This is a genomic window from Streptomyces sp. NPDC002911 (genome assembly GCF_053591835.1).
Genome location: NZ_JBSFUO010000003.1, coordinates 235098 through 254249 on the forward strand (window position 1 = coordinate 235098; position 19152 = coordinate 254249).

General features: G+C 72.2%; 15 protein-coding genes, 2 pseudogenes and 1 riboswitch. Of the genes and pseudogenes, 6 read left to right on the forward strand and 11 right to left on the reverse strand.

Annotated features, from left to right (window positions below; all coding sequences use genetic code 11):
• The first annotated feature begins 2 nt into the window (after positions 1–2).
• Both dhaL and ACWD04_RS06350 read left to right on the forward strand, forming a co-directional pair.
• A complete protein-coding gene (gene dhaL, locus ACWD04_RS06345) occupies positions 3–620 on the forward strand; it encodes a dihydroxyacetone kinase subunit DhaL (RefSeq protein WP_451128701.1) in 618 nt (205 codons plus the stop codon).
• Positions 617–1027, forward strand: a complete 411-nt coding sequence (locus ACWD04_RS06350; protein WP_451128703.1) for a PTS-dependent dihydroxyacetone kinase phosphotransferase subunit DhaM — start codon at positions 617–619, stop codon at positions 1025–1027. The genes dhaL and ACWD04_RS06350 overlap by 4 nt, the downstream gene beginning before the upstream one ends.
• Before the next feature lie 63 nt (positions 1028–1090).
• Here the strand turns inward: ACWD04_RS06350 and ACWD04_RS06355 are convergent, their stop codons facing one another.
• Positions 1091–2224, reverse strand: coding sequence for a GH12 family glycosyl hydrolase domain-containing protein (locus ACWD04_RS06355; RefSeq protein WP_451128705.1), 1134 nt, complete (start codon positions 2222–2224; stop codon positions 1091–1093).
• A gap of 217 nt (positions 2225–2441) precedes the next feature.
• A complete protein-coding gene (locus ACWD04_RS06360; RefSeq protein WP_451128707.1) occupies positions 2442–5933 on the reverse strand; it encodes a phosphodiester glycosidase family protein in 3492 nt (1163 codons plus the stop codon).
• 226 nt (positions 5934–6159) lie between these two features.
• On the opposite strand from ACWD04_RS06360, the gene ACWD04_RS06365 reads away from it, so the two are divergent.
• The gene (locus ACWD04_RS06365; protein ID WP_451128709.1) at positions 6160–6666 is read left to right on the forward strand and encodes an NUDIX domain-containing protein; all 507 of its coding nucleotides are present in this window, start codon (positions 6160–6162) and stop codon (positions 6664–6666) included.
• 1 nt (position 6667) lies between these two features.
• Here ACWD04_RS06365 and ACWD04_RS06370 read toward each other — a convergent pair.
• The 4 genes and pseudogenes from ACWD04_RS06370 to ACWD04_RS06385 all read right to left on the reverse strand — a co-directional run bounded on the left by ACWD04_RS06370 (position 6668) and on the right by ACWD04_RS06385 (position 10873).
• Positions 6668–8084 (reverse strand): annotated as a pseudogene (locus ACWD04_RS06370) (ABC-F family ATP-binding cassette domain-containing protein).
• Between the two features lie 300 nt (positions 8085–8384).
• Entirely contained in the window at positions 8385–8657 is a 273-nt protein-coding gene (locus tag ACWD04_RS06375; RefSeq protein WP_451128711.1) for a hypothetical protein, read from the reverse strand.
• A gap of 115 nt (positions 8658–8772) precedes the next feature.
• Positions 8773–9975, reverse strand: coding sequence for a PP2C family protein-serine/threonine phosphatase (locus ACWD04_RS06380; RefSeq protein WP_451128713.1), 1203 nt, complete (start codon positions 9973–9975; stop codon positions 8773–8775).
• A gap of 31 nt (positions 9976–10006) precedes the next feature.
• The gene (locus ACWD04_RS06385; protein WP_451128715.1) at positions 10007–10873 is read right to left on the reverse strand and encodes a GNAT family N-acetyltransferase; all 867 of its coding nucleotides are present in this window, start codon (positions 10871–10873) and stop codon (positions 10007–10009) included.
• A gap of 386 nt (positions 10874–11259) precedes the next feature.
• Between ACWD04_RS06385 and ACWD04_RS06390 the strand changes: the two are divergent.
• Positions 11260–11409: pseudogene (locus tag ACWD04_RS06390) on the forward strand (sigma-70 family RNA polymerase sigma factor); the annotation flags it as partial.
• 273 nt (positions 11410–11682) lie between these two features.
• Positions 11683–12942, forward strand: coding sequence for a sulfite oxidase (locus tag ACWD04_RS06395; protein ID WP_451128717.1), 1260 nt, complete (start codon positions 11683–11685; stop codon positions 12940–12942).
• 4 nt (positions 12943–12946) lie between these two features.
• On the opposite strand, the gene ACWD04_RS06400 is transcribed toward ACWD04_RS06395, so the two are convergent.
• On the reverse strand, positions 12947–13843 hold the full coding sequence (locus tag ACWD04_RS06400; RefSeq protein ID WP_451128719.1) for an NAD(P)-dependent oxidoreductase: 897 nt from the start codon (positions 13841–13843) through the stop codon (positions 12947–12949).
• 70 nt (positions 13844–13913) lie between these two features.
• Complete coding sequence (locus ACWD04_RS06405) at positions 13914–14636, reverse strand: adenosylcobinamide amidohydrolase (RefSeq protein WP_451128721.1); 723 nt, start codon at positions 14634–14636, stop codon at positions 13914–13916.
• Between the two features lie 241 nt (positions 14637–14877).
• Here ACWD04_RS06405 and ACWD04_RS06410 point away from each other — a divergent pair, with 241 nt between their 5' ends.
• Positions 14878–15858: a PRC and DUF2382 domain-containing protein gene (locus tag ACWD04_RS06410; RefSeq protein ID WP_451128723.1), complete on the forward strand. Its 981-nt coding sequence runs from the start codon at positions 14878–14880 to the stop codon at positions 15856–15858.
• A 61-nt stretch (positions 15859–15919) separates the two neighbouring features.
• On the opposite strand, the gene ACWD04_RS06415 is transcribed toward ACWD04_RS06410, so the two are convergent.
• The 3 genes from ACWD04_RS06415 to ACWD04_RS06425 are packed head-to-tail and all read right to left on the reverse strand — an operon-like array spanning position 15920 to position 18875.
• The gene (locus ACWD04_RS06415; protein WP_451128725.1) at positions 15920–16753 is read right to left on the reverse strand and encodes an ABC transporter ATP-binding protein; all 834 of its coding nucleotides are present in this window, start codon (positions 16751–16753) and stop codon (positions 15920–15922) included.
• Positions 16750–17799, reverse strand: a complete 1050-nt coding sequence (locus ACWD04_RS06420; RefSeq protein ID WP_451129224.1) for a FecCD family ABC transporter permease — start codon at positions 17797–17799, stop codon at positions 16750–16752. The genes ACWD04_RS06415 and ACWD04_RS06420 overlap by 4 nt, the downstream gene beginning before the upstream one ends.
• Before the next feature lie 29 nt (positions 17800–17828).
• Positions 17829–18875 (reverse strand): ABC transporter substrate-binding protein, encoded by a 1047-nt coding sequence (locus ACWD04_RS06425; RefSeq protein ID WP_451128727.1) that lies wholly within the window; start codon positions 18873–18875, stop codon positions 17829–17831.
• Positions 18876–18932: 57 nt separating this feature from the next.
• A riboswitch (cobalamin riboswitch) is annotated at positions 18933–19119 on the reverse strand.
• Positions 19120–19152: the final 33 nt, after the last annotated feature.

Here is a 19152-nt window from a genome sequence, read left to right on the forward strand (position 1 = left end):
TTGTGCTCGACACCGATTTCTTCCGTCGCTGGATGGCCGCCACGGCGGCTGCCGTCGATCGTGACGCGGACCGGCTGACCGAGCTCGATGCCGCGATCGGCGATGCCGACCACGGGAGCAACATGCGACGCGGCTTCGCCGCTGTGCGCGACGTTCTCGAGAAGGAGGCCCCCACGTCACCGGGGGCCGTGCTGACGCTGGCCGGCCGGCAGCTGATCTCGACGGTCGGCGGAGCGTCCGGTCCCTTGTACGGAACCCTGCTGCGCCGCACCGGGAAGGCGCTGGGAGATGCGCCGGAGGTGACGCCCGGTCAGCTGGCGGAGGCCCTCGGCGCGGGCGTCGCCGCGGTGGGTCAGCTCGGCGGGGCGCAGGCCGGGGACAAGACGATGCTGGACGCGCTGCTCCCGGCCGTCGAGGTGCTGGGCGGCTCGTTCGGCGATGCCCGGGACGCCGCGCTGGCCGGTGCTCTGGCGACCGTGCCGCTGCGGGCCCGCAAGGGAAGGGCGAGTTATCTCGGCGAGCGCAGCATCGGGCACCAGGACCCGGGGGCCACCTCGGCGGCAATGCTGGTCGGAGCCCTCGCCGAGGCCGACGTGGCGAGCGGTGGAGGCGGCGCATGAGTGAGGGGAATCAGGTCGGGATCGTGCTGGTCTCGCACAGCGGCCCGGTGGCGGAGGCCGTCGTCGAGCTGGCCAAGGGGCTGGCGGCCGGTGGTGCGACGGCACCGGTGGCGGCGGCAGGAGGCACCTCTGCCGGAGGCCTGGGAACGAGCACGGAGCTGATCGCCGAGGCCGCCAGGAGGGTCGACCGGGGCGCCGGGGTCGCGCTGCTCGTGGACCTCGGAAGCGCGGTGCTCACGGTGAAGTCCATGGTGGCGGAGGGTGACGAACTGCCGGACGGGGCACGGCTGGTGGACGCGCCGTTCGTGGAGGGTGCGGTGGCCGCGCTGGTGACGGCGTCGGCGGGGGGCGATCTGGACACCGTGGAGGCGGCGGCCACGGACGCGTACGGCTACCGGAAGGTGTGAGTGGGCTGTGCCGGCCGCCGCCGTAGGGAGCGGCGGCCGGCGCAGGTCTGTCGGCCGCCGGCCTCAGGTCGCTGTGCAGGCGGTCCCGTTGAGCGTGAACTGCGCCGCCTTGGTGTAGGTGCCGGCGTAGGCGCCCTGGAAGCCGAAGGACTGGCTGCCGCCCGCCGCGATCCGCCCGTTGAACGCCGCGTTGGCCGCTCGCACCGTTCCGGAGACCCCGGTGAGCGTCGCGTTCCACGCCTGTGTGACCGTCTGGCCGGGCGGCAGGGTGAAGCCCAGCTCCCAGCCGTCCACGGGCGTGGTCCCGGTGTTGGTGACCTCGACATCGGCGGTGAAGCCGCCCGACCACGTGTTCGCCGTGTAGCTCACCCGGCAACCCGAGGGTGTACCCGGCTCGCCCGGGCCGCCGGTGCCGCCCCCGGTTTCGACGGCCGAGGAGAAGGAGTTGACGGCGAGGCCCGATCCGCCCTGCCACGGTTCGAACCCGGCCTGGACGCTGGTGAGATACCAGGACGCCTGCGCCATGCCCCGGGTCACGGTCTCGTCGACGAAGTCCTTGACGTCGAAGCTCCAGCTCGTGATGGCGGACGGAGCGACGAACGAGATGACGTCGTTGCCGCCGTTGTTGCCGGTCCACACCTCCCAGGCGCGTCCGGCGACCGTGGCGGCCCCGGTCTGCGAGCCCACCGGCTGGACGGGGCCCACCCGGTGGAACCAGATCATGATCTCGGTACGGTTCACGCCGTCCGTGCGAGGCGTGGGGTCGAGCCAGATGTCGTAGGCCGCGTCATAGACCGCGTTGTCCACGTACTCGTACGTGATGCTGGTGGGCGCGCTGCTGATCGAGCTGATCCGGGCCGGAAGCTTCGTCCCGGGAGAGCAGTTCGTGTAGTGACAGCCGTTGAAGACGGACGGGTACGACTTGGGCGCCCCGTTCGTCGGCACCGAGCCGGCGGCCCGGGCCACGTCGAAGCCGTTCGCCGTCACGTTGACACACTGCTCCTCGGCGATGCCCCAGCGGTTGTTCTGTACCACGTACCGGTCCTGGATGACGGCCGTACCGTACTGCTCGCAGAGCAGGGTGTCGGCGTGCGCGGGCGACGCCGCGGTGGCGAGCGCGGCGCAGGAGGCGAGCGCCAGGCATAACGCGGCGGCCTTGGTGCGTATGGACCGGAGAAAGCGGATGGGGCTCTTCATGATGTCCCTTCGGTAGAGCCGAGGCGCCGGGAAGTCACCCGGCAGGACGTACTGGGAGCGCTCCCACTCCATTCCAGCGTGGAACCTATGGGGACGGCCTGATTCCGCGCAAGGCTCAGTCGCAACCAAATGCCAACACCCTCCGCCCATCGGAGCACCACAAAAAAACACCGCGCGGCTCCCGGGCCAGGTCCGGGAGCCGTGCGGCGGTGGAGCGTCAGGCGGCGGGTGTCACCGCCCCGGCCGCGATCTGGATTCGCACCTGGCGGGTGACGCCATTGACGGTCACCGCGAGTGTGACGGCGCCCGGCCGGAGCGCGACGAGCGTACCCGTGGCGGGGTCCAGCGTCGCGATGTGGCGGCGCCGGGCGCCGTCCGCCTTCCCGATGTGCACGTTGGGGGAGGCGGTCCAGTCCGCGCTGAGCGGGAAGGCCGCCGGCACGGTCCGTGTACCTTGGGTGACGTGCGCGCCGGCCCTCGTGCGCTCCCCCGCGACGAGCCCCGAGGGGGCGTCCAGGGTCAGTGCGTCGACGTGGGCGCGGGTCTGCGCGGAGACCCAGTCCGGCCCTCCCTGCCATGGCTGCCGACGCGCTGTGGCCTGCTCGCCGGGCGAGACACGGTCGGCACCGATCAGGGACCAGCCGGTGAAGCCTCCCTCGTCCACGGGGCCGGCCGGCGCCTTCCCGGAGTTCCCGTTGATCAGATAGGGGACTCCGTCCACGTGCGAGGCGTCGAAGACGCCGACGTGGCTGCCGATGAGGGCCGCGCCCTTGCCGGTCGTACGGCGGAAGGCGGCGAGCCACTGTTCGACGAGAGCGGCTTCCTTGCGGTCACTCAGCTGGCTGCCCTTCTGCACGGTCGGATCACGCGGGGGCACGTGCTCGATCAGCATCACGGAGCCTACGGACCGGTCCTTCGCCGCCGCGTCCAGTTGGGCGCGCAGCTCCTTGATCTGCGCGAAGCCGCCGCCGCGCAGGCTGAGACTCGATGTGTCGAGCGTGATGACCCGGGTGCCCTCGTGGTCGAACGTCCGTCGGGCCGGACCGAACTGTGTGATGAAGTTGTCGATCTTCCCGCCCATCACCTCGTGGTTGCCCGGTACGTAGTACCAGGGCAGCGAGTCGCCCAGTTCCTCGTCGAGGACCTGGCGGGCGAAGGCGAGATCGGCGGCCGATCCCTCGTCGACGAGGTCCCCGTTGACGACCAGGAAGTCGGGGTGCGCCGCCTTGATCTCCCGCAGAGTACGGCGGGCCTGCCGGACGATGGCGCTGTCCGGATCGCGGGCGACGAACTGGGCGTCCGACATCACCGCGAACTGCCAGTCACGGCCCTCCGTCACCGCGGCGGTGTCGATCAACGGGTCGGCGGGTTCCGCCTGTTCGGGGAGTTCGACGGTGGGCGGCACCTGGGCGGTCAGGCCGTCGACGACGATCTCACCGGTGTACTGCCGGGCCGCGGCCGTCTCGGCGAGGTAGAAACGGTACACCGACAGCGGCATCGCCGCGCCCGGCGGCACGCCGAACGTGACCTGCCGCCACCCGGTCCAGGTGATGTAGGGGCCCCGCAGCAGCAGGTCGGAGCCTGCGGCGTCCTTGAGGTGGAGGGTCGGCCAGGCGCCGTTGCCGTCTCCCTTGATCCAGAGGGTGTACGCCTGCGGCCGGCCCGGTACGACGACTGGCTGAGGCGGGGCGGCGTAGGCCGCGCGCGTCGCCGTCGACCGGGTGAAGTCGTAGGTGAGCCGGAGGCCGGTACCGGTGTGCCCGTCCGGCGTCGCGGCGAGTGAGCCGTCCGCGCGGGCCTGGCTGAACTTCCAGGACCCGGCGTCCTCGAAGTCCGACACCGTCTGCTCGGTGAGGCCGACGCTCACCGCGAGGGTCGTACTGACGCCTGCCACGGTGGCCTTGATCTGTCCCGCTCCGGAGCCCGTGAGGGACTTCACGGTGAAGGATCCCCGGCTGTCGTCGGCGACGGCGAACAGGGTGCGGTCGTAGTCGAGGGTGATGTCCCCCGGCTCGACGGGGGCACTCGTACCGTGGGCGTCGAGTCCGACGATACCGAAGCCGCCGGTGGCCTCCTTGTCCGCCAGGTCGACGCGCTCGGCGGTGGGCCGGATACGGGCCAGCCGGTCGAGGACGGTGAGCCGGGTCCCGCCGTGGGCGCCGGCGCGTTCCGCCCGGACGTCGGTCGTGCCGCTGCGGCGGGCGGTGAACATCCCCCCGTCGTCGACGCTTCCGACCGCCGGGCTGACGGCTCGCCAGCGGGGGGCGCCGGCGGCGGGGCCGTACGTCTCGTCGTATCCGGCGGCGGTGAGCCGCCGGGTCAGGCCCGGAAAGACCCGCTCGGGGTGGCCGCCGGCGACCGGGTCGTCGCCGGGGGCGGCACCGGCCGGCGTACGGGTCTCGACCCAGAACCCCTCGAGCCGCCCACTGCCGTCGGGGGCGGTCAGGGCGAGACCGTTGGGGACCGTGCGCTCGCTGCCGTCGGACGGGCTGTTCTCGACCTGGAGCGCGTCGCTGCCCGGCTCGCGGGCGACGAGCGTGGAGGAGCCTCCGCCGTCGAGGTTCAGAGCGCTGTACGAGCCGGCCTCGCGCATCATCTCGCCCAGCTCGGTGAGGGTGACACCGCCGCTGTCGGTCTGGCGACCGTCGACGGTGACGACCTGCATGGTCCGGCCGTCCTCGGAGAACCCGACGGCGGTGCGGGGCGCCGCGGTGTTGTTACTCTCGCCGTCGTGGTTCCGCGCCGTCCCGTCGACGACGAGCAGTTCCCGGCCACCCACGGCAGTGCGCGGGACGGCTCCGCTGTCGGTGCGTGCCCGGTAGGCGATGGCGACCGGGTCACCGGGCTTCAGGGCGGTCAGCAGTCCGGCCCCGGCCTCACGGCCGACGAGCACCACGGTGTCCTCAGGCACGGGCCCCGATCCGGGGGTGCCCGGCACGGAGACGACCTTGCCGTCGCGCACGGCCACTTCGGCGACGGGCTGCGCGGTGTCGACGGTCAGCGCGCGGTCGGCGCTGCCCCAGGCGGATGTGTAGGCGCCCACGCCCTGGGCCGGTACGTTCGCCGCGTTGTAGGCGGCGAGCGGGTGCGTGCTCGAAGGGAGGGTCAGCGTGCCGTCGAAGTACAGCTCCAGGACGCGGCCCGCGTCCTGCGGCCCGATGCCCACCGCCCGGTGGACGCCAGGGGCCGGGGAGTGGACCGTCCTGCCGTCCTTGACCCCGGGGCCCTGGGGCGCTCCGGTCTGGTTGATGTCGAAGAAGTCCGCGTTGACCGCGGCGACGGTACGGCGGCCCTGCCCCGGGTCGTGCCCGGCGGCGAGCTCGGAGACCGTGTGCCGGTCAGCGACCTTGCCCGAGGAGAGGTAGTCGGCGCGTACTCCGCTGTCGTCCAGATCGACCGAGAGGGTGTCGACCCGCAGCCATGTGCCGGACTCGAGGCGGTCGTACGAGCTCAGACGGACACCGGGGGCGACGGGGCGGGAGGCCCGGGCGGTCTCGATGCCGTCGCCGTCCACGAAGGATCTCGCTTCGCCGGACGGGCCGCTCGCGGCCGGCGGGGCGACGGGTCTGAGGATCTCGGCGGCGGTGTGCGGGCGGGGATCAAGCGTCGGGTCGGCGGCGGCGGGTGCGACGGCTCCGGCCGTCGTCGCCACCACGGTCGCCAGCAGCACGAGTGGCCGCAGGATGACGCGGAATGTGCCAGGGCCCACAAATCCTCCTGGTGCAGTGCGAATCAGGTGTAGTGCGGATCAGGCGCGGAACGCGCTGTCGGCGGACAGCATGACCGGGCGAGGTGGGACGCACCAGAGGTGCAACGGGGACATCAGGTGGAACAGCGCGCGGCTCGGGAGTTACCCCTGGCGGTCCCGGACCGCACAGCCTTCCGGAAACCCGGACCGGTGGCCTTACGCCGCGCCGCCCCGCACACTTGACGACATGTCGACAGCCAAGCGCAGTGCGGGGCTTCTCCTCTTCCGTGTCGTCGCCGGCGAGGACGGCCGACCCGACGCCGAGGTGCTGATCGGCCACATGGGCGGACCGTTCTGGGCTCGCCGCGAGACCGCGGCCTGGTCCGTCCCCAAGGGTGAGTACGAGTCATCCGAGGAGCCTGCCGAGGCCGCGCGCCGGGAGTTCGAGGAGGAGCTCGGACTGCCCCTCCCGGACGGAGCCTGGGTGCCGCTGGGCGAGACGCGTCAGACCGGCGGCAAGACCGTGACCGTATGGGGCGTGGAAGCCGACCTGGACCCTGCCGAGGCGGTCCCGGGCACCTTCGCCATGGAATGGCCCGAGGGGTCCGGTGTGCTGCGGGAGTTCCCGGAGATGGACCGGTTCGTCTGGTGCGCACCGGCCATGGCTCTCGAACGGCTGGTGGCGGGCCAGCGAGTCTTCGTCGAGCGGTTGCGCGCCTACGTGCGAGAGGGGAGCGAACCCTCGGAGACGTAGGTCACGGAGCGACGGCGCGGCCTGCCCGGAGCTCGAGGCGTTCGCCGGTGAAGCGCCCGTGGAAGCTACGGTCGTGCGAGACGACCACGACCGCTCCCGCGTACCGGTCCAGCGCCGCCTCCAGCTCCCCGACCAGGCCGAGCGCGGTGTGGTTCGTCGGCTCGTCCAGGATCAGCAGATCCGCAGGACGGGTCACCAGCCGCGCCAGGGCGAGCCTGCGCTGCTGCCCGAGGGAAAGGGCCGCCACGGGCACGGCCAGGTCCTCCGGACGGAACAGACCGAGGGCCAGCAGTTCGTCCTCGTACTCGTCGGGGGACCCCGGCAGGCCGACGGCGAAGGTGGCGAGCAGAGAACGGCGGGTGGGCCTGACGGGGAGCTCCTGCGGGAGGTAGCCGGTTCTGCCCCGCCGCCGGACCGTGCCGGCGTCCGGTGCGAGGTCGCCGGCCAGGACGCGCAGGAGTGTGGTCTTCCCGGCGCCGTTGGGCCCGGTGACCAGAAGCCGCCGGCCCGGCTCGACGCGCAGGGAGGGCAGGTCCAGCCGTTCACCGACCCGGACCGCGTCGAGCTCGGCCGGGGGCGGAACGGCGTCGGCCGAACCGGACGCCGAGGGGTCGGCCGCACCGGCCACGGCGAGGTCGGCGGTGAAGCTCAGCGGCCGGGGAGGCGCGGGGACGGGTGAACGGCGCAGCGCCTCCAGCCGTGTCCTGGCGGCCCTGACCTGGCCCGACAGCTTGGCCTCGTGCGACCTGCGGTGCTTGCCGAAGCCCTGCCCGGGGCCCTTGCCTCCCGGCGAGGCTCCGGCCGGCCGAGCCCACCAGTTCTTCGGTGCGGGCCAGCTCGGCCAGCCACTCCTGGTGCTCCTGGGCCCATCGACGGCGCGCGGCGCCCTTCGCCGTGCGATAGCCGTCCCAGCCGTCCCGTACCGGGAGACGCTCCGCAGGTCGCGGTCGGCCTCCAGGATCACAGCGGTGATCCGCTCCAGGAAGGCCCGGTCGTGGGTGACGGCGACCACGGTGCCCCGGTGGGATCGGAGGTGGTCCTCCAGCCAGCTGACGGCAGCAGCGTCGAGGTGGTTGGTGGGCTCGTCGAGGAGCAGGAGCTCCGGCGGCCAGCACGCAGGCCAGGGCCAGCCGGGACTGCTCACCGCCGGACAGCGTGCCGAGCGCGCGGTCCCGGGTGAGGTGGCCGAGCCCGAGGCCGTGCAGTGCGGCCTCGGTCCTGGCGTCAGCCTGGTATCCACCGCGCTCCCCGTACGCCGTCAGGAGGTCCCCGTACTTCCCGGAGCCGTTCTCGCCGATGACTCCGTTCTTCTCCCCGGGCCGGACGGTGATGGACACCTGATCGTGGACGGAGCGGTCACCGTACGCCTTGGAGACATCGCTCATGGCCAGTTGGGCGCGGGGGTACTGAGGAGACATGGGTGCTTTCCCTGGAGTGACATGCCCTCGGCGGCGCGCACATCGACATCCGTCACGGACGGAAGGGCGCTGCAGGACTGGGGTCTCGGACAACGGAAAGGACTGCGGCACACGGCGCGACCCGGCGGGTCACGCGGCGACGCTCAGCGTCGCCCGGCGGCGTCCTGGCCGCGGATCAGAGGAAGAAGTGGTACGAACCCATGGCACCCATGCTGACCAGGCCGGGGGCGGCTCCAGGTGGACCGGGAGAACCTGGTCCACCTGGGCCGTCCGCTCCAGGTCGCGACCGCGGGCCCCGAGTCACCCCGTGGACTCGTCCGGGGTCGGGTGTTCCGGGTGGACGCCGGCGTTGCGGGCGGTGTCACGGCCCGAGCCGGCCTCATCGGGGTCGGGATTCTCCGCGTGGGGCCCTGCGTCCGGTTCCGCGCCGGGGCGGGAGGTATCCGGCGGGAGGATCACCTCGAGGGCGTCCTCGCCGGCCTGGGCCTGCTGATCGGGCATGTCGGCGGGTATCGGCGGCGGGCTGCCCTGCGCCCCGGTGTAGGCGGTTCCCTGGGGCCTGCGGTCGGTCATGTCGTTACTCCCGTCGGTGCGACCCGGTCCGGTGCCGGCCCGGTGTCGCACCTCGCGTACCCCCTGCGACCCGGACGACGCATGCCCGCCACGCCCGTCCCGGAATCCTGGCCGCTCAGACCCGGCGCAGGTGGTGCTTCGTGGGGCCGTGCACCGCAACGTTCCCGGGAGCGCTCTCGCCGTCCCGCGGCCTGCTCAGGACGAGCACGGCGACGTCGTCGCGGCGCACTCCGCCGGAGAAGCTCTGCAGGTCGGCCTGGAGCGCGTCCAGGACCTCGTCCGGCTCACGCCCCGCCCAGCAGCCGAGCCGCTCGTCGAACGGATAGAAGTCACCCGCCGCGTCGCGCGCCTCGGTGACCCCGTCGGTGAAGACCAGCAGGGCGGCGCCCGGCGGAAAGGCGATGCACTCGGCAACGCGTGCCTCGCCGCCGAGATCCGCCATGCCGAGCGGTACGGCCGTCCGGTGCAGGGTGACCGCCGACACCGCCCCGTCGTGCAGCAGACGTGGCGGCAGATGGCCGCAGTTGACGGCCCGCGCCCGTTCGCCACCGTCGAAGCACAGCAGCAGGGCGGTGACGAAGCGTTCTTCCTCACCGGTCTCGGCGGAGAAGGCGTTGTGCCGGACGACCGCGTCCTCGACCGCGTCGGCCACTGCGGCGAGCTCGGGCTCCCTGACGGCGGCCTCCCTGAACGCGCCGAGTGCGGCGAAGCCGGCGCCGATCGCCGGCAGGCCCTTGCCCTGTACGTCGCCGATGATCACACGGGTTCCGTGGGGCGACTGCACGACCTCGTAGATGTCGCCGCCCACGAAGCGGTCCTCCTCGATCGGCTCGTAGAGGCCGTGGGCACGGACCTGCCGCGTGACGATGGGGAGCGGCCGCAGGATCTGGCGTTGAAGCGCGACTGCGGCCGAGCGCAGTCTCGCCACCTCGGTGGCGTGCCGGATGCGTGCGGCACAGGCGACGACGCCCAGAGCACTGGCGAGGGCCGTGAAGCCGATGAGAAAGACCACGTCCCAGAAGGTGCCGGTCGAGGCGATCCGGGATCCGACGACCACCAGCACGACCCATACCGCCACGACGGTTGTCTGCCGGACCGTGCAGGAGACCGAGGCCAGCGCGGGCAGGACGACCATGAGCGGGATGAGGGGGAGGTCGTTACCGGTGAAGGCGTCGAGCAGGACGACCGCAGCGGTCAGGAGGAGGAGCCACAGCGCGAGCGCCCAGTTCCCGATCCGGGCGGCGCCCGCCGCCGTTTCTCCCGGATCCGCACCGGGCAGCTGCGGTCTGCGCGCCGCCGTCGGGCGCCGGAGCCCCATGACCACGGCACGCCTCCCGCCTGTGCTGTCCCTATCGCCCCACGTGTTCCAAGCTACCCGTCCCCAGGTCCCGAATCCTGGCGTCGGTGGACGGCGCCGTGTCCGCGGGGACGAGCGCCGACATGAAGGCGGTTTCGCGGCGCAGGGTGAAGCCGAGGGATTCGTAGAGCCGGATGGCGGAGGTGTTCGACGCGGCGGCGTGCAGGAAAGGTGTCTCGCCTCGTTCCCTGATGCCGTGGGCAACGGCCCTGATGAGGCGCGTCGCGAGCCCCTGGCCCCGTACGGAACCGTCGGTGCAGACACCACTGATCTCGGTCCAGCCGACCGGGTGCAGCCGCTCCCCCGCCATCGCGACGAGCACTCCGGAGCGGCGGATGCCGAGATAGGTGCCGAGCTCCACGGTGCGCGGCAGGAAGGGGCCGGGGCGGGTGCGCTCGACCAGGTCCAGCATCTCCGGCACATCGGCCGGGCCGAGGGGCAGGGCCTCCGGGTCGGGGGCGGAGTCCACGGTGTCGTCGACCATCTGGACGCCCTCCGCCTGGAAGACGATCTCCCAGCCGGCCGGCGGGGGCTCACGGAAGGCGGTGAGCGTGACGGGCGCGCCGGGACCCGCGAGCGCGGCGACGTCGGCCCAGTCCTGTGCGTCGGGCGCGTCCGGCAGGGCGAGCCAGGGGGTGACGTCGGGACGGTAGCGCAGGATCCGGCCGCGCCCCTCGGCGAAGTGGGCGTGCGGACCGGTCAGCGAGGAGTGAACCGGGTTGTCCAGCGGATGCGACGCTTCGAGTCCCGTACCGGGGCCGGGTACCCGCGGCGTGGACGGGCCCTGGCGCGGCGGCACAGCGGGGCCCGCGGCCCCCGACGTGGACAGGTTCGCGGGCAGGGGTGTGGCCTCGGACATGGGGACTCTCTCACTCCGGTTGATGTCGACGGTCGGCGACAGGGATGGAAGGCTGATTCGCCCCGCGCCTATTCCCGCGCGCAGGTCTGCTCACGAGCGTGTAATCAGAGCGCGCTCGCCAGGGCGTGGACCGTGCCGCACGCGGGTGCACATCCCTGCCGGTCAGGCGAATCGCGCACCATTGCACGGGATACGACCCCAACCGGCGTCGGCCTGTGGCACCCTGGATAGGACCGCCCCACCGGGCTCCCCCGTACCGGTGGGGCGGTTCTGTGCACCATCACGCCCCTTCCCGGCCCCATCGCAGGGGTGTGGCTCACATCCGCCTCACCGTGCATGAGTTGCAGCCCTTCGGGCAGGCGCTCCCACCTCGTGGCCGACACCCTGAGGAGCGTGAGCGCATAGACATGCGGTTCGGCCAGGAAATGACGCAGGCTCAGGTCGGCACGGAGCTCGGCATCTCGCAGATGCATGTCTCCCGTCTGCTCAGCCGCATTCTCCGCAAGCTGCGCAGCGGGATGTTCACCCAGGACTGACTCACCACCGACGCAGGGCCGCCGGTTTCGTGAACAACGGGGCCGGTTACGGCGTGTCTGTTGCGGCGGCATTGCGGCTTCGTGGCCACGTGCGCCACCTCCTTCCGTCCCGGTGCCTTCGGCCTCTAGGGTCCGTATCCAGTACGCCGCCGCGTCCGCCACCGTGCTTGTGCGGACAGTCCTCGAACGACCATGCGGGGTATGACATGAGCCGGCCCGCTGTCCCCTCCGAACCGGTCCTGACCGCGGACCCGGTCTACCCCAGGAGCGCCCATGAGTGCCGTACCACCGTCCGAAGCCGCGTACGACCGCACGCGGCTTCGCCAGTGGACCCGCGGCCGTGCGAGATCGGCGGGCATCGACCGCCGTGATCTGCTGAAACTCCTCGCCGCGGCCTCGGTGGCGGCCCCGCTGGTCCCGGCCGCCGCATCTCCCGCACACGCGGGGCCCTCGCTCCCGGGGGTGGTGAAGCCCCTGCCGCCGGAGCTGTTCACGGTGCGCGGCACCAACGCCGAGACGAACTTCGCATCGCTGCGGGACACCGGGCTGCTGACGTCCGCCGACCACTTCTTCGTCCGCAACCACACCACGACACCGGTCCTCGACGCGGCGGACTGGAGGCTGACGGTCTGGGGCAGCGGACTGACCGGCGGTCCGGTGGACTTCTCGTACGAGGCTCTGCGCGCCCTGCCGTCCGTCTCCCGCACCGCGTTCGTCGAGTGCGCGGGCAACGGCCGGAGCTTCTTCACCTCTCAGCAGGGCCAGCAGGTCAGCGGCACCGCGTGGACCCTGGGCGCGATCGGAACGGCGCGCTGGCGCGGGGTCCGGCTCGCAGAGGTACTCCGCCGCGCGGGCATCGGCGGGAAGGCGGTCGACGTGCTGCCGCGCGGCCTGGACGCGGAGGTCATCGGGGACGGGACGAATCTGGGCCGGGTGCGCAGGCCCCTGCCGGTGGCGAAGGCCCTGGACGACGTGCTCCTCGCGTACGAGATGAACGGTGAGCCGCTGCCGCCCGACCACGGCGCTCCGGTCCGGCTGATCGTGCCGTCCTGGGTGGGCATCGCGAACATCAAGTGGGTGGGCGACATCGAGGTGAGCGCGGAGCCGCTGCTGAGCCCGTGGAACACCGGACTGTACCGGCTCTTCGGCCCCGGATACCCGCCCGAGGGCAGCGCGCCGCTGGCCCGCCAGACGCTCAAGAGCGCGTTCGAGCTCGCCCCCGGTGCATCGTTCGCGGCCCACCGCAGGCATCTGCTCACCGGCCGGTCCTGGTCGGGCGGCGCGCCGGTGCGCTCGGTCGAGGTCAGCACCGACGGCGGCGTCCGGTGGCACCCCGCGCGGCTGCGCGACGAGCCCAGGACCGGGAGCTGGGTCCGCTGGGCGGCCGACTGGGTTCCGGCGGGGGCGGGCCCGGCTGTGCTGCTCGCGCGGGCGACGGACCGTTCGGGCCGCACCCAGCCCGCGACGACCGCGCACAACACGCAGGGCTATCTCTTCGACGCGGTGGTGCGGCACCCGGTGACCGTCGTCTGAGCGGCTATGCGGGGCGGCCGGCGTAGTAGGTGGCGATCATGTCCTGGCCGCCGTGTCCGGCCGCCTCCGCCCGGGTGAACCGCTCGGCGGAGGCGGCGACCAGATCGAGCTTCACTCCGGACGCCTCGGCCGCGTCCAGGATCAGCCGGGAGTCCTTGAGCGCGGTGGAGAGTGCGAAGCTCGGGCTGAGATCGCCGGAGAGCACCGCCGCGGACTTGCCCTGGAGGTACGGCGTGTCCAGCGGGCCGCCCTTCATCGCGTCCAGGAAGAGCTGCGGATCGAGCCCTAGCCCGTCGGCGAGATTGAGGCATTCCGCCACACTGTTGACCATGTTGATCACCCAGGTGTTGGCGACGAGCTTGAGCCGGGTGGCGTCTCCTGGTGCCTCCCCGACCCATACGGTGCGCTGCCCGATCGCGTCCAGGACCGGCAGTGCCGTCGGGCGGGCGCCGGACGGGCCGGAGACGAACACGGTGAGGGTGCCCTGCTCGGCGGGCTGCTTCGTGCCGGAGACCGGGGCGTCGAGGTAGACCAGTCCCAGTCCGGCGGCCCGGTGTACGAGGTCGGTCGTGGCGTCGAGACCGACGGTGGAGCTCTGCAGCCAGACTTGCCCCGGGCGCAGACCGGGCGTCGCGGCGGTGAGGGTTTCCGCCACGGACCGGCCGTCGTTCAGAGCGGTCAGGACGACGTCGGCTCCGCGTACCGCTTCCTCGGCCGTGTCCGTCACTGTTGCGCCGTGGGCGGCCAGCGGCTCTGCCCTGGACCGCGTACGGTTCCAGACCCGGACGGGGAGCCGCTTCCTGAGCAGGCTGCGGGCCATCCCGGATCCCATGATGCCGGTGCCGAGGACCGCGACGGCCGGTGCATCGGGGGCGGCGTCGGCGGGGGATGCGGTGGTCATGGGGGTCCCTTCGTCGGTGCGGGAGGGTCTCGGGACCGCCGCTGCGGAGTGGTCCCGGGACCGGTGGGGCTCAAGACTGCCGCAGCGCGCTCTCCAGAGCGGCGCGGTGCACGGCTCTGGCGAGTCGCGCGCCCCAGAGCGAACGCGGTCCCGCGAACGGTTCGCCGGGCTGCTCTGCCGGGTCGGGCGCGGCGACGCACACCGCGTCCGTCGGCGTCCCTGAGCAGTCGAGTCCTGCGTCCACGAGCGCCTGGACCTTCGCCTCGGTGGCGGTGGCCACCGCGTTGACCAGGGCGGCGTCGGAAAGCGCCACGGGGAGGGTGACGACGATGTTGACAGTGCCCGGTGGCAACGGACCGTCGGTCCCTTCGGCCGGGGCGGCGGCCCATCCCCGTACGCCGAGGCCGCTGGTGACGGTCGCGGTCACGCCTCCGTCGTCGGCGACGGCGTACGCGGTGACGTCGGCGGCCGTCATCAGTCCGGCGCCCGGGCCGTCCAGCGCCTCGGCCACCGCGATCTCCGCCAGGTGCCGGCCGGGGTCGAGCCGCGGGTAGCCGCCGGGCACCTGGGCGTTCAGGATCCAGGCACGGGCGCCGATCCCGCCGCCGAGCACGGCGCTGCTGCACACCCGCCAGCCGGGCCCCAGCCGCCAGACCAGATGGTGGAGTCCCAGACCGTCCTCCTGCCGGGCCAGCAGTTTCCCGCGCTGCCGGGGCAGGCTGATGCCCGCAGATCCGATAACGCACCTCCCGCGACAGGCCGGACCGACGGTCGGCGACAGCGCGTCGATCATACGGGCGGGCGGGACCGCACCTCCGGCGCGCCCAGAAGAATCCTCACTCGAATGGCGTAACGCGTGTGGTGGGCAGATATCCGCGTGCAACGGGGCCACCGCCCCTTCCCGGTGTTCTGGGCCGCTCAGCGCCGTGGCCGGGAAGTTGCACCGTCCAACTGGGTGAGGCGCGATGGAATCCGGACGCGCCTCCCCTGCTGGACCCACCCACAGGACGCGCCCGGGCGAGGAGGAATCGGCCATGGGAGCCGCTGACGGTTTCACGGATTCCGGAGAACTCGACGGTCTGACCGTCTACGACAGCGACGGAGAAAAGGTCGGCACAGTGGGGCGGGTGTACGTCGACGACGACACCGGCAAGCCCGACTGGATCACCGTCAAGACCGGCATGTTCGGCATGAAGGAGAGCTTCGTCCCTCTGTCGGGAGCCCGCCGCGTGGGCTCCGACCTGCACGTCTCGCATCCGAAGGACCGCGTCAAAGAAGCCCCCCGGGTGGACGCCGACGCGCACCTCTCCGTATCGGAGGAGGAGGAGCTGTACCGGCACTACGGGATGACCAGGAAGGCCACCGGTACCGCCGGGGCGCGCGGCGACGCGCGCACGACGTCCGGGACCGGAACGGGAGCCATGGGAGCCGCCGGTGCTGCCGGTGCTGCCGGAACCGCTCGTACCACTTCGGCCGGCCAGACGAAGGCCACCGGCACCACAGCCGGCGCGGGGAGGCACCGCGACATGGACACCTCTTCCACGTCGCGCCCGCTCGCGGGAGCCGGAGCCGAGCGGTCCGCCGCGGGCGCCGGAGGCCGGGAGGACATGATCCGGTCCGAGGAGCATCTCCAGGTCGGCACGGAGGAGTACGAGAGCGGAAGGGCCCGGCTGCACAAGTACGTCGTGACCGAGAACGTCACCCGGACGGTGCCCGTGTCCCACGAGGAGGTACGCGTGGTGCGCGAGCCTATGCAGCCCGGCGAGGAGGGAACAGGCATGAAGGGGCGCGAACTCGGCGAGCAGGACGTCGAAGTCACCCTGCACGCCGAACGAGCCACCGTCCGCAAGGAGGCGGTCCCTGTGGAGCGGGTCCACCTCGAAACCAGCAAGGTCACCGAGCAGAAGGAAGTCTCCGCCGAACTCCGCAAGGAGAAGATCGACTACGCGGACGGCAAGGACACGGGCAGCGGCAAGGACATGGGCGGCGAGTTCGGCCAGGGACGTCGTCGCTGACCCCTCACACAGACGGCGGCGAAAGGCCGCACGACAGTATCGAGGGGCGGACCCGGGCGGTTCACGGGCCCGCCCTCTCGTCGCACTTCTGCCGACCGTGGACGGCTTCTCCCGGCAGGAACCGCACCGACGGGCGCCCGTCGGGCCCTTCCGGCGTCACCACCGCGCGTACGCGGTAGACATCGGCGATGAGTTCCTCGGTGATCACCTCCGAGGGCGTTCCGCCTGCCACCACTCGGCCTTCCCGCATGACCGTGACCCGGTCACAGAACATCGCGGCCAGATTGAGGTCGTGCAGCGCGACCACGGCCGTGACGGGCAGCGCGGCGACCAGCGACAGGAGTTCCAGCTGGTGCTGGATGTCCAGGTGGTTCGTGGGCTCGTCCAGCAGGAGTTCGCGCGGCTGCTGGGCCAGGGCGCGGGCGATCTGGACGCGCTGGCGCTCGCCCCCGGACAGGGTGTGCCAAAACTGTCCGGCGCGGTCGGCGAGTCCGGTGCGCGCAAGAGCCTCTCGTACAGCGCCCTCGTCCTCGGGGCGGGGCGCGGACCAGGCGCGCCGGTGCGGGATGCGGCCGAGGCGTACGACGTCCAGCACACTCAGGTCGACCTGGGTCACCGCGTGCTGGTCGACGACGGCCACGCGGCGGGCCACACCTCGTCGGCCGGTCTCGGCGAGGGTACGGCCATCGAGGGTGACGACGCCCGCGCCGGGAGTGAGGACACCCGCCATCACCCGCAGCAGCGTGGTCTTGCCGGAGCCGTTCGGCCCCAGGAGTCCGACCGTGGTGCCGGGCGGCGGCGCGATGCTCACGTCGTCGAGGACGATCCGCCCGCCGGCCTCCCTGCTGACCCGTGCGGCCCGCAGGCCGTCACCGGGAGTGCCCGCCCGGGTCATGCGTTTCTCCTCGTGCGGTAGAGGACCAGGACGAAGGCGGGCACCCCGATGAGGGAGGTGACGACTCCGACCGGGACCTCCTGCGGGTCGAGGACGGTCCTGGCCAGGGTGTCGACCCAGACGAGGAACACGGCTCCGGTGAGCGCGGTGACCGGCAGCAGCCTCCGGTGCCCGGACCCGGTCAGTGCCCGGGCGGCGTGCGGCAGGACGAGACCGACAAACCCGATGGCGCCCGCCGAGCTGACGAGGGCCGCGGTCAGCAGCGCGGTGGTGCAGAGCAGCACGATCCGGGTGCGGGCCACGTGCACCCCGAGGGCGGCCGCGGCGTCCTGCCCGAAGGCGAAGGCGTCGAGGGTACGGGCATGGCCGAGGCAGATCAGCAGGGTGACGGCCAGCACGGCGGAGCACATCCACACGTCGCCCCAGCCGACCCCGCTCAGCGAGCCGAGCAGCCAGAACAGCACGCCCCGGGTCTGTTCGGCGTCGGCCGCGGTCATCACGACGAACGAGGTGAGCGCGGAGAAGAGCTGCATGACCGCGACCCCGGAGAGGACAACCCGGTCGGTGGAGCCGCCGAGGAGGTGACTGAGCATCAGGACGAGGACGAACGAGCACAGGGCCCCGACGAAGGCGCCGCCCGAGATCGACACCGCTCCCCCGCCGACGCCCAGGACGACGACCACGACCGCCCCGGTGGACGCGCCGGAGGAGACACCGAGGACGAAGGGGTCGGCGAGCGGGTTGCGCAGCAGCGACTGCATCACGGTGCCGCACACCGCCAGCCCGGCCCCGCACACCGCGGCGAGCAGGGTACGGGGCATGCGCAGATTCCAGATGATGCCGTCGCGTATGGGGGTCAGTCGCCCATCGGTGAGGCCGAGGTGGGAGGCTACCGCGAACCAGACGTCGGGGACGGAGATGCGGGCGGGTCCGATCGTCACGGCCACCGCGACCGACAGGAACAGCAGGGCGGCCCCGGCGCTCCAAAGGACACCGCCGCGTAGGAACCGGGTTCCTGCGGCCGGAAGGACTGCGGGTGGCTGCACGTTCACGACCGGAGCGCGTTCGGTCTTCGTCACCCCGCGAGTCCGAACGAACGGAGCCCCGCGGCGACGCGCTCCACGCCCTCCACGGTCCGGATGGTCGGGTTCATGGCCTGGCCGCTGAGCAGGACGTAGCGCTTGTGCCGGACGGCGTCCAGATTCTTCGTGGCGGGGTTGGACTCCAGGAACTCGATCTTCTTCTCGGCGCTTTCGGCCGTCTGCGACTTACGGGTCAGGTCGCCGATGACCAGCACGTCGGGATTCCGGTCGGCGACCGTCTCCCAGTTGATCTGGGGCCATTCCTCGTGCGTGTCGTCGAAGACGTTCTCCGCGCCGAGCTTCTCGGTGATGATGCCGGGCGCACCGCAGCAGCCCGCGAGGTAGGGGGCTTCGGCGTTGGCGAACCAGTAGAGCAGGGTGGCATCGGAAGCGTCGATGTCCGCAGTCGCCTTGTCGATGCGGCCCTGGAGGCCGGTGATGAGCTTCGCGCCCCGCTCCGGAACGCCGAACACCGCGGCCAGGTCGCGGACCTCGTCGTAGACCGGGTCCATGGTCAGAGGCTCGGCTCGGGAGCCGTCGCTGCTGCCCGCGTGGTCCTTGCCCATGCAGTCGGAGGGTGCGAGGTACGTCGGTACGCCCAGTTCCTCGAACTGGTCGCGGGTTGCCACACCGCCCTTGCCTAGGGTGGATTCGAACGAGGCGCTGACGAAGTCGGGTTCCTCGGCGAGGACCTTCTCGGAGGAGGGCTGGCTCTCGGCGATCCGGGGCACGGTGGCTTCGTCCTTCTCCAGCCCCTTCATCACCGGGTCCGTCCAGGTCGCGGTGCCGGCGAGCCGGTCCGCGAGGCCCAGGGAGAGCAGGATCTCCGTCGATCCCTGGTTGAGGGAGACGGCGTGACGCGGTGCCGCGTCGACGGTCACCGTACGACCGCAGTTCTTCAGCGCCACGGGGAAGCCGGGGGCGGGGCCTTCCTGTGCCTCACCGTCGGACGCACTCCCGCCTCCGCCACAGGCGGCGAGGAGGACGAGTCCCGCGATGAGGAGGGCGGTTCGGCGTATGGTGCTGGCGATGGGCGACACGGAGTCCTCGGCGTCTCTGGGCTCATGCGCGGAGCCCGCTACGGTGTTCCGCTCCCGGTACGGAAGCGGGTACCAGCAGGTCTTCGGACTCGGGTTCGTCCGGACGGGGCGCCTTCCCGGTGCACCCGAGGGTGTCCCAGTGGCACTTGCCCCGCCCGTCCCCCTCACCGCTGCGCGTCAGCTCCGGATTCGCACCGGATTCCCTGACTCCACGTGGAGTGTGACTGGCGTCTGCAAGTTATCACGCGGCGCGTCGACGGCCTCGGGAGCCGTCGGC